The sequence below is a fragment of the Exiguobacterium sp. s168 genome (genome assembly GCF_018619035.1).
Classification (GTDB): Bacteria; Bacillota; Bacilli; order Exiguobacteriales; family Exiguobacteriaceae; genus Exiguobacterium_A; species Exiguobacterium_A acetylicum.
In genome coordinates, this window is record NZ_JACSNE010000001.1 from 146,535 (window position 1) to 160,398 (window position 13,864).

A 13,864-nucleotide genomic window follows, 5' to 3' on the forward strand; every position below is an offset into this window, starting at 1 on the left:
AAAGGGAATTGCTGCTTATAGAGAGAAGACCTAGTTAAGCACTAGGTCTTCAGATTGTAGACAAACCCTCATTTCGTGATCGAAATGAGGGTTTGTTGTATGTATTGATCACCAAAATGTTAAAGACACGTGGATTCCCATAGGAATCCCAAGACCAATTTGCAAGCTTTTTGAGGTTCAGGGCAATGAAAGTAAGCATCGCTTGAAGCGTCGTTTTTTTCACTCCGCGGTAGCGGGTCCAACGCATGCCATGCTTCTCTTTCGCGTCTGCGAAGACACGTTCGATTGTTTCCTGACGTTTTCGATACAACGCTCGATTCACATCTGTATGTCTGAGATGCTCGACTTCGTCCATCGCTTCTTGCCAGAGATGACGGAGGATGACTTTTCTATGGTCACGACTCTTCGTACACTGTGAAAGGAGTAGACATGCCTCGCAAATACGAGGATCAGAGACATACTCCCGGTATCCCTCCCGTGTCGTCGTCCGGTAACGGAGGACTTGGTTGTTCTCACAAAGATAACAGTCATAGTATTCGTCATAAAAGAAGTCCTTCTTCTTTAACATCCCTTTTACCCCTCCGGGGCGTGTATAAGGGAAGACTGCTAGAATATCTTGTTCGCGAAGACGGCGAGCAATCGGAATCGTCTTATAGGCAGCATCGGCAACGACGGCGAATGGTTTCCCGAAGTGTTCCGTGACAGTTTGAAGAAGAGAAGGGAAGACGACACTATCGTGGACATTGCCGGGTGTCACGATCATCCCTAGGACAAAACCATGTCGATCACAGGCGGTATGACACGAATAAGCGAATTGCTTCTCACGTTCCCCCTTCACGTAATAGCCGCTCTCCGGATCTGTCGTACTCTCCTTTATCTGACGTTCTTCAACACTCTTCGTCTTGGGGGTGAAGGGCTTTTTTCCATGGAGGATCCGATCCTCGTTGACTTCTTGATCGAGTTCGTCTTTGTACTGTTGGGCAGCGCGTCGAACGAGCTTCTTCTTGTACTTCCGTTTGTTTGCGTTCGCCTTGATATGGGTGGAGTCGATGAACAGGACCAAAGGGTCCACAAATCCAGCTTCGACCCCCTGGGTGAGCACGCGATAAAAAATACTTTCGAAGACGTCCGTACCCTGAAAGCGACGGACGTAGTTCTTCCCAAACGTAGAGAAATGGGGTACCTTTTCATCCAGCCCAAGACCTAAAAACCAACGGTACGCCACATTAGTCTCAATCTCTTTGATAGTACGTCGCATGGAAGGAATACTGAATACATATTGGAGAAGTGCCATTTTAATTAACAGAACGGGGTCGATGCTTGGTCTACCGGTGTTTTCGCTATACAATTTCTCGACGGCACGGTAGATGAAGTCGACATCGATGACCGCATCAATTTTGCGCACAAGATGGTCCTGCGGGACCAGTTGTTCCAATGTGATGGTGACATGTTCTGATCGATGATGGTGATCTCTCTTACCCATCATTGGAAGTCCTCCTCCTTCTTCGTTTTTACTTTTTTTATACCCAGAAGAAAGAAGGAAGAAGCGTGTTGTTCACTCGAAATCGCTTCCTAGGGAAAAACAAGCAGGAGCGCCCCTGCAACGAAGTGAAGCGACGCGATGCTTGTCCCAGGAAAACGATTCGAGATGAACAAAAAAAGCGCAATCCTTCTCGTTAAGAGAAAAATTACGCTTTGTCTTCAGACTGAAGACCTAGCTAAGCACTAAGTCTTTTTTTGTTTGACTAGGTATTATTTATCATTTTTATAAGAAAAGGGAATAAAAAACAGATTAATAACATCTCATTACCCTATTTTTCAAAAAACTTCTTTTCAAACATTGACCTATTTGTTTCAATTATTTCAGATATGTTACTAACGACTTACTTTTTGTCGTGAATTTAAATATAGTTTCCATGAGTGGAGGAAAGAAGATGAATTGGTTAGGGTCTGACTATAACGTAATGACACAGGCTGTCAATCGAACGGTTATGGCACAGGAAGTCATCGCTAAGAACATCTCGAATGTCGATACGCCTGGGTATAAGGCAAAGCGTGTCACGTTTGGAGATGTGCTCGATTCAGAGATGAAAATGAGTTTAAAGCGACATGCAACAATCGGAACTTCTGGTAGCATCGTCGATCGACCAAATACGATGCGTAACGATGGAAATGGTGTCGATATCGATCTTGAGATGTCTGAATTATCACGCAATCAAATTGAGTACGAGGCGTTGGTCGAACAGTTGAATCGCAAATTCTCTGGCATTCAGTCTGTTATCCGAGGAGGAAAGTAATCGATGAGTATGTTCAACGGATTTCATACGTCTGCGTCTGGGCTTACTGCCCAGCGTTTGCGGCTCGATACAGTCTCGGCAAACATCGCCAATGCTCAAACGACACGTGGTGAGCTCGTCAATGGACAGTGGCAACCGTATGCGAGAAAACTCGCTGTGTTGAAAGAGACCGCCAATGGTGTCACGGTCAGTGAATTGAAGAAGGATCCTGAACCATTCAAATTAGAATATAATCCGACGCATCCAGATGCGGATGAACTCGGGTACGTCAAGATGCCTAATGTCGATCTATTGAAAGAAATGGTCGACATGATGGGCGCGACACGCTCTTACGAAGCGAACGTAACGGCTTTGAACGCGACAAAAGCGATGCTCGTCAAAGCGATGGAGATTGGTAAATAAGTAGAGGAGATGACGGGATGGCAATTCAACCTATTCAAAACATGCAGATGGTACTACCCACGCAGACAGTCGCTAAGACGACACCAAGTGATTTTAGTGAGGTGCTCAGCGAAGCGATGAACGGACTGAATGCAACGCAACACGCCTCATCTCAAGCTCGTGTCGATCTCGCGACAGGGAAGACGACGGATTTACATAACATCATGATTAAAACAGAAGAGGCATCGCTTTCTATGCAACTCGCCCTTGAAGTCCGTAACAAAGGCATCGAAGCATACCAAGAAATGATGCGTATGCAACTGTGACTGTTAAGGAAAGCGTGGGAGATGTTGAATGAACGAACGTTTAAAAGCTCGATTAGGAGCTATGAATACGACATGGAAAGAATGGTCACTTGCGAAAAAATCGACGATTTTAGGAATCATCGTCGTCGTTTTAGCGGCGTTGATAGTTGCGATCATCTGGTTATCTAAACCAACGATGACGCCTCTTTATTCGAAGCTATCCCCTCAAGAGGCAGGGCAAGTGACGGAAAAGCTAAATGAAGATGGAATCGCATCGGAAGTCGTCACTGAAGCAAATGGTGTGACGATACTTGTTCCAGAAGCAAACGTTGAAAACTTAAAAGTCGAATTAGCGACGGCTGGTATACCAAAATCCGGTCAAATCGACTATTCCTTCTTCAGTGAAAACGCTGGATTCGGAACGACGGATAAAGAGATGAACATTCTCGAACGCGATACGATGCAGACGGAACTTGAAAACTTGATCACACAAGTTAATGGGATCGAGTCAGCAAAAGTCATGATCACTCTCCCGGAGAAGAGTGTTTTTCTATCTGATGAAAAGGAATCTTCAACGGTTTCTGTCGTCTTGACTTCTAGCGCGGGTAGTAATCTTAACAATCAGACGGTTCAAGGGTTGTATCATTTGATTGCAAAGAGTATTCCAAACCTTAAAGAAGAAAACATTACGATCATGGATCAGTATTTTACGTATTACGAGCCAGGATCTGCTACGCAAACGGCGGGTGGAACCGATCCGATGGCGCTGAAGAAAACGACGGAAAACGATTTACGCAAGCAGATTCAGCAGATGCTATCTGTCGTTCTCGGTCCACAAAAAGCACTCGTTTCAGTTACGGCAGATGTCGATGTCACGAAACGTCAGGAAGAACAAAAGCTTGTTGAGCCAGTAGATCCCGATAAAATCGAAGGGATCGTCACGTCTGCTGAAAAAGTAGCAGAAGCGTACACAGGCTCTGCAAATGCTGGTACAGCAGGTACGGGGCAAAATGAGACGACGAATTTCCCGGCGGGTACTGGAACGACGGGTGATACGAGTGAGAAAACACACGATATCATCAACTATGAAGTCAATCGAATCACAAAACAAATCACAGGAGCTCCTTACGAGATTCGTGATTTAGGAATTCAAATCATCGTCGAGCCACCAAAAGGTCAGAATCAGATCGATCCACAACTACAAACTGACTTACAGACGATGATGTACTCGATCATCCGGACATCATTAACGAAGACAGATGCGAAAGCAACGCTGACGGATGCAGAACTTGCCAATAAGGTCGTTGTCATGTCTCGACCATTCGCGGAAACGACGGCAGCGACGAAAACGACGACGGCAACACCGATGTGGGTTTGGTTCGCCCTTGGTGGAGCGGCAATCCTCGTCATTGGAGCAGTCATCCTCCTCATGCGTCGACGGAGAGCGAATGAAATCGAAGAACTTGAGGAATGGACACCGATTGAGACGGAAATTCCGGAATTATCAACAGAAGATACGAGCGATGGTGCAGTCAAACGCAAACAGCTTGAAAAACTCGCTGAATCCAATCCGGATGAGTTTGCGAAATTATTACGTACTTGGTTAGCGGAGGATTGATGAGATGAAGAAGCTAGAAATGAACAGTCGGGAAAAGGCTGCGATTCTCATGATTTCGTTAGGTCCTGAAGTCGCTGCCAGTGTATATAAACATTTATCGGAAGAAGAGATGGAATGGTTGACCCTTCAAATCTCAAGTATGAAACGAGTCGATCCAGAAGATAAGTTAGTCGTTCTCGATGAGTTTCATGAACTAGCGATGGCGCAAAACTACATCACTCAAGGTGGAATTGGGTTTGCTAAATCGGTTCTAGAGAAGGCGCTTGGTGAAGAAAAGGCGATGGAACTCATCTATCGCCTGACATCGACGTTACAAGTCCGACCGTTTGAGTTTGCACGAAAGGCAGACCCAAAACAGCTATTGAACTTCATTCAAAATGAACATCCGCAAACAATCGCGCTTGTTCTTGCCCATCTTGATCCTGCTAAATCAGGACAAATTCTCTCGGAGCTACCGGCAGAAGCACAATCCGATGTAGCACGACGGATTGCGACGATGGACAGAATGAACCCGGAGATCATTAGCGAAGTAGAGCAAATTCTCGAACGGAATCTGTCACAAGCAGGTATGCAAGATTTTGCGCAGTCTGGCGGTATCGAGGCGGTCGTTCAAGTATTGAACGGGGTCGACCGGACAACGGAACGAACGATTCTCGATACGCTCGAGATTCAGGATCCGGAACTCGCAGAAGAGATCAAAAAACGAATGTTCGTCTTCGAAGATATCGTCACGCTCGATGCACGGGCGATTCAGCGCATCATTCGCGAAGTATCGAACGAAGATCTACTGTTGGCACTCAAAGTATCGTCAGACGACGTCAAGGATATGGTCTACCGCAACATGTCACAACGGATGGTCGAATCGTTCAAAGAGGATATGGAATTCATGGGTCCTGTTCGTCTCCGAGACGTCGAAGAAGCACAAAGTCGAATCGTCGGAATCATCCGCCGCTTAGAAGACATGGGTGAGATCGTCGTGGCTCGTGGTGGAGGAGATGATATTGTTGTCTAACGTCATCAAACGACAAGCTGTGATTGAACGACAGGAACGAACACTCGTTCAAGTCCGAAATGCTCAGGAAGAACCGACAATCGTTCCAGATACGTTCTATGAAGAGCGGATGGCAGAAGGTCAAGCTGAACTAGAACGTCTTCGCCAGGTGATGGTTCTAGAGTTTGAACAGCGTCAGCGTGAGTTTGAACAAGAACGTCTTCAGGCATTAGAGGAAGCACGTCAGCGAGGATATGAAGAAGGACATCAGGCTGGATTTGAAACAGGACGTGCGGAAGGACAAGCAACGTTCGAAGAGCAAATCGCAACGACAAATACGTTTACTGCACGAATTGAAGAGCAAAATCAAGAGCGATTGATGCGATTGGAACATGAATTGTGTGTGCTTGGACTCCAAGTGACGCATCAGTTTCTAGAGCAGTTACATGATGAAGAAGAAGAGGCATTATACCAATTATTACATCAGTTGATCATTCAGTTCCGAGATCGTGAAAAGATCATTATCTACGCTTCACCAGCGGATTTTGAACGGGTCGTTCTGCTTGAAGAGCAGCTCCAAGGTGTTCTAGGTGCTAATGCGACGATTCAATTACGATTTGATCCAGCGCTTAAAGCACGCGATTATCGAATCGACTCGGAGAATGGAGCAATCACAGGTGGTTTGACAAGTGGCTTTGAAGCCCTACAAACCAAAATCAAAGAGGTTTTACATCATGTTTAACGTAAATGCGATTCAAGCCGCAGTTCGAGAAATTCGTCCGGAAGAACTCGTTCAGCATTCCGGAAAGGTCGTACAAGTGATTGGATTGATGATTGAATCACGTGGACCAACGGCTGTCGCAATCGGCGAGCGTTGTTTGATCCAAATTCAACAACGGCAGACGATTGAAGCGGAAGTCGTCGGTTTTAGAGAAGGTCACGTCCTACTTATGCCGTATGGTGAAACGACATCGATTGCTCCAGGCTCGATTGTTCTTGCGACAGGAAAACCACTCCACGTCCCTGTAGGGGATGAACTGATCGGTAAGGTGCTCGATGGTCTAGGGAGACCACTGGATGGGGAGTCATTAGAAAATTTACGTACGACATCAATCGTTCGTAAACCACCTAGTCCGTTGGAGCGACCTCGTATCAGTGATGTTCTCTCGACGGGCATCCGTGCCATCGATGGGCTACTAACAGTCGGTCAAGGGCAACGCGTTGGTTTATTTGCAGGATCAGGAGTTGGGAAGTCGACACTACTCGGTATGATTGCAAAACGATCGACAGCAGACATCAACGTCATTGCCTTGATTGGTGAACGCGGACGCGAAGTCAAGGAATTCGTGGAGGCAGAACTCGGTGAAGAAGGAATGAAACGCTCCATCTTGGTCGTAGCGACAAGTGATCAACCGCCACTTGTTCGTCTAAAGGGCGCCTATACGGCAACAGCCATCGCTGAACATTTTCGGGATCAAGGTAAGAATGTGGTCTTGATGATGGACTCTGTCACACGTTTTGCGATGGCACAACGAGAAATTGGTCTTGCGACAGGTGAACCGCCTGCGTCAAAAGGGTATACACCAAGCGTTTTTGCTCTTCTTCCTCAGTTACTCGAACGTAGCGGAAAAACGCAAGATGGCTCGATTACGGCTTTTTATACTGTGCTCGTCGATGGAGACGATATGAATGAACCGATTGCTGACGCTGTACGAGGGATCTTAGATGGTCATTTCGTTCTTGATCGTAATCTTGCGAACAAAGGACAGTTTCCGGCGATTCATGTCTTACGATCCATCAGTCGTGTCATGAATCAAATCACGACTGCTGAACAAAAGACATCTGCCGTCGCATTTCGACAGCTGTTATCGACGTATCTTGATTCGGAAGACTTAATCAATATCGGCGCCTACAAAAAAGGGACGAACCCAGAAATTGATCGTGCCGTTGATAAATATCCGGAGCTGATCCGTTTTTTAAAACAACAAATCCATGAAGACAGTGACTTCGAGAAAGCTTGTCAGCAACTCATGGCAACGATTCAGTAAGGAGGACGAAAGATGAAGACGATTTATGAACGAATCATTCCTTTGGCTGAAGCAGAGAAAGATCGCGTCGCAAAAGAATTGAGCCTTCATAAAAAACAATATGAGATCGAAGTCGAAAAACTATACCATCTGCTCGTCCGTTATGAATCCTTTCTGAAAGCGCAAGATGAGATTGGCATCGTCGAATTAACGTCTTCGCAATATCGAGAGCGGGCTCGAGATGTCGTGAAGCAAGAAATCGAACGGCAACAACTGTACGTGACACAATCGAAAAATCGCTATGAACGCGCACAGGAAGCACTCGAACGAGCATTGATTGAGGAGAAGAAGTTTAGTCGTCTGCAGGAGAATCATACGGTTGAAACAAAACGAATCGAAGCATTGACGGAACAAAATCAATTAGATGAACTGGCATTGTTACAGTTTGGAAGAGGACGGATGATATGAGTGAAAATAAAACGTCAAAAGGATGGATCTTACCTTTATTGATCATCCCTTTGATTTTAATCTTGCTGACAGCTTATTTCGTATTAAATTATGCGAATGGACGTCCACTGCTATCCTTACCGTTCGCAACGGAAAAAACGACTACGAATCAAGCAAATCCGTCAGCAGAACTCGAACGTCGTCTGAAAGTAGCGAATCAAGAAATCAAGAAACTACGCAATCAAAGCAAGGAACAATCGGATACTTTAAAAGCGAAAGAACAGGAAGTCGAACGTTTGATTGTAGAACGGGATCGTTTAAAACAAACACCCACGCCCGCGACGACGGATCAAACGAAGACGACGAAGAAAAAAGCAGCATCTGTGACAGATGTCTATGCTGAAATGGCACCAAAGGATGCTGCGCTCATCTTAAACGAACTTAGTCCGACAGAAGTCGTACCGATCATCGAGGACATCGATGCGGAACAACAGGCGGCGATCATTGCCAAGATGGATGCTAAAAAAGCGGCGGCCTTAACACAGCTACTCGCGACGAAGTAAGGAGGGAAGCCAGATGAACATGACGGAAGTAATACAATCATCCTCCCCGAACTTGAATACTGGAACAGGGAAAAAAGGAGAGATGACCACGGTTGGTGGTCAATTTGCTTCGTTACTGGATTATCTGACGAAGTTACCAACAACGTCATCGTCACCGGTCTCAGCTGATTTGACAGCACTCGAGACAAAAGTGGAGACACCACTATTACCGGATTGGATACAAGAACTCGTAGATCAACCGGACGAGCTTCTCTCTTTACTGAAACAACCGGAAGTAGAGACGTTAAAACAAGAACCAAAGAAAATGGAACAACTACTAGCGTTCGTCAAACAATTGCTTGAGGGAAATGTCGAGCAGGCGAAAAATCAGTTCGATCAATTGCCACCATTGCTTCAGCAAGTCGTCTTGCAGACAGTAACGAACGATACGATCAAAATGAAAGATCATCATACGAACAACTTAAAACAACCATTACTTCCTACGATTGAAGGAGACATTTCCGCGTTGCCTGTGAAACAGACGCTCCCGCAAACTGGTCCTATTGTCGAAACGCTCAAGTCGGACACTGTAGCTGTAGCTGAGCAGGCAAAAGGAAAGACACCGCTTCCGTTGGCATTCGCTTCACTCATGCGAAAAGCTACCATGCCCGTTGATCCAGAAGGAAAAGTCGCGCCGACTCCAGTGAGCATGCCGATTTACAAAGGTACTCCGTTGCAAACGATTCGTCCAGTACCGCTACCCGTACCAGAACAGATTCAACAACGAATCGAAGCCGCACTTCAGCAAGCACCGTTCTTAAAAGGTGCTGACGGGTCAACGCGATTGTCGATTCGTCTTTATCCAGAGCAGCTTGGAGAGGTCGTCGTTCAACTCGATCGTAAGGAGGGGGCATTGACCGTCAAACTGTTTGCAAGTACTGAGCAAGCGAAACAATCGATTGAGCAACAACTCGGAAAATTGCAGACAGCCTTACACCAGCAGACGCCGGTCGTGAAGATCGAGACGGGGATGATCGCATCTAGTGCACGGGAGTTTCAACAGTCCTTCACACGTGATCAGCAGGAGCATGAGTCTCCTTATCAAGAAACACCCGCTCCAGTAGAGGAAGAAGAGGAGGAAGACGATGACTGATGCAATCAAAACAGAGGGTACTTCATACCAGCTTCCTGAAAAGTCACAAGTACCGACGAATAAAGCAATGGATAAAGATATGTTCATGAAAATTCTGATTGCCCAGCTGTCGAATCAGGACCCGACGGCACCGATGGAAGATAAGGATTTCATTGCTCAGATGGCGCAGTTTTCTTCACTTGAACAGATGCAAGCAATCGGGAAGACGATGGACACGATGGTCTTGAACCAACATGCGACGGCGTTATTATCCTACAGCAATCTGATTGGTAAGAACGTCAGTTATGAAGCAGAGTCAAAGACGACCGATGCTTCTGGAGCGGAACAGACGACGACCGTCGAAGAGACAGCCAGTGTCGTTAGTGTAAAACGGGATGGGCTGGATATCATGGCCGAACTATCGAACGGAAAACAGATCAGTGTATACGAGTTGACGCAGATTCAATCAAAGGAGGAAAAATAATGTTACGTTCAATGTATTCAGGAATCAGTGGGCTTAAGAACTTCCAGACGAAACTGGATGTCGTCGGGAATAACATCGCGAACGTCAACACGTTCGGTTATAAAAAAGGACGGGTGACGTTTAAGGATCTCGTCAGCCAATCGGTCGGTTCATCATCCGGTGCAGGCGGCAATGTCGGTGGGACGAACCCAAAACAGGTCGGTCTTGGAGCATCGATGTCAACAGTCGATAATGTGTATAACCAAGGTGCGCTTCAAAATACGGGTCGCGTTCTCGATGTCGGGATCTCTGGGGAAGGATTCTTCCAAGTCGTCACAGCGGAAGGGATTCGTTATACGCGTTCTGGTAACTTCTATACGGATCTTGATGGAAACTTAGTTACCGGCGACGGAAACTATTTAATTGGTAGTGACTCTCAAGCAATTGCAGATGGCGAGACACCACCGGTACCCCTTCCGGAAGCAGGTGGTGCAGGATTCCAAAAACTAAAAGTACCAACGGATGCACGTAACTTATCAATCGGTAAAGACGGTCTCGTCACTTACGTCGATACGACAGGAGCATTACAAAACGTCGGTTATATCACGATCGCGAACTTTGCTAACCCAGGTGGTTTAGAAAAATCAGGTGTCAACGTGTTCGCAGCGTCGCAAAACTCAGGTGAGCCAGTACTTGGAACACCGAGCTTAAACGGAATGGGTCAATTGACATCTGGAACGCTCGAAATGTCAAACGTCGATTTATCAGAAGAATTCACGGAGATGATCATTGCCCAACGTGGTTTCCAAGCGAATACGCGAATCATTACGACTTCTGACCAAGTTCTTGAGGAATTGGTCAACCTGAAACGATGATTACGCTAACGACATTACGTAATGCACCACTCGTACTAAACGCTATTCTGATTGAATCAGTCCGTTCCACTCCGGATACGACGATTCAACTCGTTGGCGGACAGATTTATGTCGTGAAGGAATCAATAGAAGAGGTCAAGGCAATCGCAATCGCTTTTTATCAACAAATCGGATTAGCGGGCTTGAACAGTGTAAGGAGGCTCGAAGATGGCCGAGGAAAAGAAGAAGAGTAAACTAAAAATCCCTTTAATCATGATCATTGTCGCAGCACTGATGGTTGGGGCAGGTTATATGATCATGAATTACTTTTTAGCTAATGATACGACAGAAGCAAAAGTCGAACAGCCGACGGGTGAAGAACTTGATGCACGAAGTCTTCAGACAGACGACTTGACGACGAATATCGCTGATGAACGTTTTTTGAATGTCCAATTTACGATCGTTACAGACGATCAAGCAACGCGTGATGATTTAGAATTACGAAAGTTTCAAATCAATAACATCATCTTAGGTGATTTATCTGCGATGAAAAAGTCGGACTTAGATTCAAAAGCGGATATGGAAAAGCTCGAAGAACGGTTACGGATGCAGTTCAAGAAGCTCATCCAAGAAGGTGATGTCCAGCGTGTCTATACGACGAAAAAAATCATCCAGTGAGGTGGCAGCATGAGCGAAGTATTATCCCAACATGAAATCGATGCCTTGCTATCAGCCATTTCAAGCGGAGATATGGAAGTCGAGGAAATCCGAAGCCAAGAGGAGCATCGCCGTGTCAAAGTCTATGACTTTAAACGAGCGCTCCGCTTCTCAAAAGATCAATTACGGAATTTGACGCGTATCCATGAACAGTTCGCCCGAGTGTTGACGACGCATTTTTCTGCACAACTTCGGACGTACGTCCAGTTCACGGTCAATACAGTCGAGCAACTCCCGTACGATGAATTCATTCATTCCATTCCGAACATGACTTTGATCAATCTAGTGAACCTTCATCCGCTTGATGGAAAAGTCTTGTTCGAAGTCAATCCGAACATTGCTTATGCGATGCTCGATCGATTACTTGGAGGACCGGGTGAAGGGATGAACAAGATTGAAAATTTGACGGAAATCGAGACGCGTATTCTGACACAATTGTTTAAACGTGCCTTCGTCCAATATGGCGCCGCTTGGGAGTCGGTGACGGAAGTCGAGGCGGAGTACGACGATTTAGAAATCAATCCGCAGTTTCTACAGCTCGTTTCTCCGAATGAGACGGTCATCCTCGTTTCGATTTACGTAACGGTTGGAGAAGTGAGCGGTACGTTAAATGTCTGTTTGCCGTTCGTGACCCTTGAATCCGTTCTTCCGAAATTATCAAGTCATTATTGGATGCAACAAGAAAAGCGAACGACAGCAGATAATCAAGAGTCTGAACACATGCAAACGCAGTTGATGAGTTCCGTCGTCGATTTAAAAGCAGTGCTCGGCCAAACAGAGCTATCGTTTGGTGAATTGTTACACCTCGAAGTAGGCGATTGTTTATCCCTGAAGACGCGAGCCTCGGATGCCGTCGATGTATTCGTCGATGACCGGAAGATGTTCAAAGCCCGACCGGGACTAAACGGGAAACACCTCGCTTTGCAAGTCTTACAACGAATTGAGGAGGAATAACATGAGCGATATGCTTTCGCAAGATGAAATCGATGCGTTGTTACGCGGAACGCCATCAAACGATGAACCGCAAGATTCGGACGCAGAGGAAATATTAGATGATATGGAAATCGATGCGCTAGGGGAAGTCGGAAACATCTCACTTGGGAATTCAGCAACGGCCTTATCGGCATTGTTGAATCAAAAAGTAGAAATCACGACACCACATGTTCGGATGATTTCGATGGAAGAATTACGAAGTCGTTATCCGATTCCGCACGTCGCGTTGCGTGTCGGTTATACAGAAGGATTTAAAGGAGAAAATGTCCTGATCCTGACACAGCGAGATGCTTCTGTCATCGCGAACCTGATGATGGGAGGCGATGGTGTCATTGATGAATCGCTTGAGATGGATCCGATTGCTCTATCTGCTGTACAGGAAGCGATGAATCAGATGATGGGAGCTGCTGCGACATCGATGTCGACAGTGTTCTCCATGCGAATCGATATCTCACCACCTGCTGTTGAAATTTTTGATTTTTCACAAGATAAGAGCATCGTCGATAGCTTTTCTCTTTGGGAGAACATGGTCATCATCGAGTTTGATTTGAAGATTGGCACGATGATCGATTCAAAAATCGTTCAATTAGCACCACTGGATTTCTCGAAACAATTGATTCAAAAACTCTTTAGCGCGAGTACGACCCAACAAGCAGAACCTGCACCACAAGCAACGGCACAAGCGCAACCAGAACAACCACAACCACAAGCGCAACCGACACCGGCACCAGCGATGGAACAACGAACGGTCGTCCCACCACCTGAACCGAAAGCAACGCCAGTCGGTGTCAGTCCGGTTCAATTTAGTCAGTTAGGTGAGATGGAAGTAGAGGGCACGCCAGGAAATATCGGAATGTTATATGATGTTCCGTTGAACGTCACGGTTGAGTTAGGACGGACACGCCGCTCCGTTCGTGACATATTGGAATTAACACAAGGTTCTGTCATCGAGCTAGATAAACTGGCAGGGGAACCAGTTGACGTTCTTGTCAACAATACATTGATCGCAACGGGTGAAGTGGTCGTCATCGAAGAGAACTTCGGTGTACGCATTACGGAAATCGTAAATACAAAAGAACGTCTTCGGATGTTCTAAG

The 13,864-nt window shown here is 46.1% G+C and carries 17 protein-coding genes; 16 read left to right on the plus strand and 1 reads right to left on the minus strand.

Annotated elements, in window-relative coordinates:
- Positions 1-49: 49 nt before the first annotated feature.
- Entirely contained in the window at positions 50-1,486 is a 1,437-nt protein-coding gene (locus KNQ15_RS00760) for an IS1182 family transposase (RefSeq protein WP_251137552.1), read from the minus strand.
- Between the two features lie 448 nt (positions 1,487-1,934).
- Between KNQ15_RS00760 and flgB the strand changes: the two genes are divergently transcribed.
- From flgB to fliY, 16 genes are read left to right on the plus strand one after another with little or no spacing between them, the layout of a single operon-like run.
- Positions 1,935-2,297 carry a flagellar basal body rod protein FlgB gene (gene flgB / locus KNQ15_RS00765; RefSeq protein ID WP_029342079.1) on the plus strand — a complete coding sequence of 121 codons (363 nt, stop codon included), beginning with the start codon at positions 1,935-1,937 and terminating at the stop codon, positions 2,295-2,297.
- A gap of 3 nt (positions 2,298-2,300) precedes the next feature.
- A complete protein-coding gene (gene flgC / locus KNQ15_RS00770) occupies positions 2,301-2,699 on the plus strand; it encodes a flagellar basal body rod protein FlgC (RefSeq protein ID WP_035406970.1) in 399 nt (132 codons plus the stop codon).
- A gap of 17 nt (positions 2,700-2,716) precedes the next feature.
- Positions 2,717-3,004 (plus strand): flagellar hook-basal body complex protein FliE, encoded by a 288-nt coding sequence (gene fliE / locus KNQ15_RS00775; protein ID WP_029342077.1) that lies wholly within the window; start codon positions 2,717-2,719, stop codon positions 3,002-3,004.
- Between the two features lie 28 nt (positions 3,005-3,032).
- On the plus strand, positions 3,033-4,601 hold the full coding sequence (gene fliF, locus KNQ15_RS00780) for a flagellar basal-body MS-ring/collar protein FliF (RefSeq protein ID WP_214727152.1): 1,569 nt from the start codon (positions 3,033-3,035) through the stop codon (positions 4,599-4,601).
- Between the two features lie 4 nt (positions 4,602-4,605).
- A complete protein-coding gene (gene fliG / locus KNQ15_RS00785) occupies positions 4,606-5,613 on the plus strand; it encodes a flagellar motor switch protein FliG (protein WP_050677479.1) in 1,008 nt (335 codons plus the stop codon).
- Positions 5,597-6,334: a FliH/SctL family protein gene (locus tag KNQ15_RS00790; RefSeq protein ID WP_214727161.1), complete on the plus strand. Its 738-nt coding sequence runs from the start codon at positions 5,597-5,599 to the stop codon at positions 6,332-6,334. The genes fliG and KNQ15_RS00790 overlap by 17 nt, the downstream gene beginning before the upstream one ends.
- The gene (fliI, locus tag KNQ15_RS00795) at positions 6,327-7,640 is read left to right on the plus strand and encodes a flagellar protein export ATPase FliI (protein ID WP_214727170.1); all 1,314 of its coding nucleotides are present in this window, start codon (positions 6,327-6,329) and stop codon (positions 7,638-7,640) included. Before KNQ15_RS00790 ends, fliI begins: the two co-directional genes overlap by 8 nt.
- 12 nt (positions 7,641-7,652) lie before the next feature.
- Positions 7,653-8,087 carry a flagellar export protein FliJ gene (locus KNQ15_RS00800; RefSeq protein ID WP_029342072.1) on the plus strand — a complete coding sequence of 145 codons (435 nt, stop codon included), beginning with the start codon at positions 7,653-7,655 and terminating at the stop codon, positions 8,085-8,087.
- Positions 8,084-8,629, plus strand: coding sequence for a MotE family protein (locus tag KNQ15_RS00805; RefSeq protein ID WP_214727173.1), 546 nt, complete (start codon positions 8,084-8,086; stop codon positions 8,627-8,629). Before KNQ15_RS00800 ends, KNQ15_RS00805 begins: the two co-directional genes overlap by 4 nt.
- Before the next feature lie 13 nt (positions 8,630-8,642).
- A complete protein-coding gene (locus KNQ15_RS00810; RefSeq protein WP_214727175.1) occupies positions 8,643-9,761 on the plus strand; it encodes a flagellar hook-length control protein FliK in 1,119 nt (372 codons plus the stop codon).
- Positions 9,754-10,224 carry a flagellar hook capping FlgD N-terminal domain-containing protein gene (locus tag KNQ15_RS00815; protein WP_047393808.1) on the plus strand — a complete coding sequence of 157 codons (471 nt, stop codon included), beginning with the start codon at positions 9,754-9,756 and terminating at the stop codon, positions 10,222-10,224. The genes KNQ15_RS00810 and KNQ15_RS00815 overlap by 8 nt, the downstream gene beginning before the upstream one ends.
- A complete protein-coding gene (gene flgG, locus KNQ15_RS00820) occupies positions 10,224-11,078 on the plus strand; it encodes a flagellar basal body rod protein FlgG (RefSeq protein ID WP_214727177.1) in 855 nt (284 codons plus the stop codon). The genes KNQ15_RS00815 and flgG overlap by 1 nt, the downstream gene beginning before the upstream one ends.
- Positions 11,075-11,311: a flagellar FlbD family protein gene (locus KNQ15_RS00825; RefSeq protein ID WP_029342067.1), complete on the plus strand. Its 237-nt coding sequence runs from the start codon at positions 11,075-11,077 to the stop codon at positions 11,309-11,311. The genes flgG and KNQ15_RS00825 overlap by 4 nt, the downstream gene beginning before the upstream one ends.
- A complete protein-coding gene (locus KNQ15_RS00830) occupies positions 11,286-11,735 on the plus strand; it encodes a flagellar basal body-associated FliL family protein (protein ID WP_029342066.1) in 450 nt (149 codons plus the stop codon). Before KNQ15_RS00825 ends, KNQ15_RS00830 begins: the two co-directional genes overlap by 26 nt.
- 9 nt (positions 11,736-11,744) lie before the next feature.
- A complete protein-coding gene (gene fliM / locus KNQ15_RS00835) occupies positions 11,745-12,728 on the plus strand; it encodes a flagellar motor switch protein FliM (RefSeq protein WP_214727179.1) in 984 nt (327 codons plus the stop codon).
- A 1-nt stretch (position 12,729) separates the two neighbouring features.
- Complete coding sequence (gene fliY, locus KNQ15_RS00840; RefSeq protein ID WP_050677473.1) at positions 12,730-13,863, plus strand: flagellar motor switch phosphatase FliY; 1,134 nt, start codon at positions 12,730-12,732, stop codon at positions 13,861-13,863.
- Position 13,864 lies beyond the last annotated feature (1 nt).

What these genes read in the sequence shown, in the direction of transcription:
- flgB (WP_029342079.1), top strand. Translation starts at nt 1,935, where the DNA reads ATGAATTGGTTAGGGTCTGACTATAACGTAATGACACAGGCTGTCAAT.
- fliF (WP_214727152.1), top strand. Translation starts at nt 3,033, where the DNA reads ATGAACGAACGTTTAAAAGCTCGATTAGGAGCTATGAATACGACATGG.
- fliM (WP_214727179.1), top strand. Translation starts at nt 11,745, where the DNA reads ATGAGCGAAGTATTATCCCAACATGAAATCGATGCCTTGCTATCAGCC.
- KNQ15_RS00760 (WP_251137552.1), bottom strand. Translation starts at nt 1,486, where the DNA reads ATGATGGGTAAGAGAGATCACCATCATCGATCAGAACATGTCACCATC.
- KNQ15_RS00815 (WP_047393808.1), top strand. Translation starts at nt 9,754, where the DNA reads ATGACTGATGCAATCAAAACAGAGGGTACTTCATACCAGCTTCCTGAA.
- KNQ15_RS00830 (WP_029342066.1), top strand. Translation starts at nt 11,286, where the DNA reads ATGGCCGAGGAAAAGAAGAAGAGTAAACTAAAAATCCCTTTAATCATG.
- flgC (WP_035406970.1), top strand. Translation starts at nt 2,301, where the DNA reads ATGAGTATGTTCAACGGATTTCATACGTCTGCGTCTGGGCTTACTGCC.
- fliY (WP_050677473.1), top strand. Translation starts at nt 12,730, where the DNA reads ATGAGCGATATGCTTTCGCAAGATGAAATCGATGCGTTGTTACGCGGA.
- KNQ15_RS00805 (WP_214727173.1), top strand. Translation starts at nt 8,084, where the DNA reads ATGAGTGAAAATAAAACGTCAAAAGGATGGATCTTACCTTTATTGATC.
- KNQ15_RS00825 (WP_029342067.1), top strand. Translation starts at nt 11,075, where the DNA reads ATGATTACGCTAACGACATTACGTAATGCACCACTCGTACTAAACGCT.
- flgG (WP_214727177.1), top strand. Translation starts at nt 10,224, where the DNA reads ATGTTACGTTCAATGTATTCAGGAATCAGTGGGCTTAAGAACTTCCAG.
- fliG (WP_050677479.1), top strand. Translation starts at nt 4,606, where the DNA reads ATGAAGAAGCTAGAAATGAACAGTCGGGAAAAGGCTGCGATTCTCATG.
- KNQ15_RS00800 (WP_029342072.1), top strand. Translation starts at nt 7,653, where the DNA reads ATGAAGACGATTTATGAACGAATCATTCCTTTGGCTGAAGCAGAGAAA.
- KNQ15_RS00790 (WP_214727161.1), top strand. Translation starts at nt 5,597, where the DNA reads ATGATATTGTTGTCTAACGTCATCAAACGACAAGCTGTGATTGAACGA.
- fliE (WP_029342077.1), top strand. Translation starts at nt 2,717, where the DNA reads ATGGCAATTCAACCTATTCAAAACATGCAGATGGTACTACCCACGCAG.
- KNQ15_RS00810 (WP_214727175.1), top strand. Translation starts at nt 8,643, where the DNA reads ATGAACATGACGGAAGTAATACAATCATCCTCCCCGAACTTGAATACT.
- fliI (WP_214727170.1), top strand. Translation starts at nt 6,327, where the DNA reads ATGTTTAACGTAAATGCGATTCAAGCCGCAGTTCGAGAAATTCGTCCG.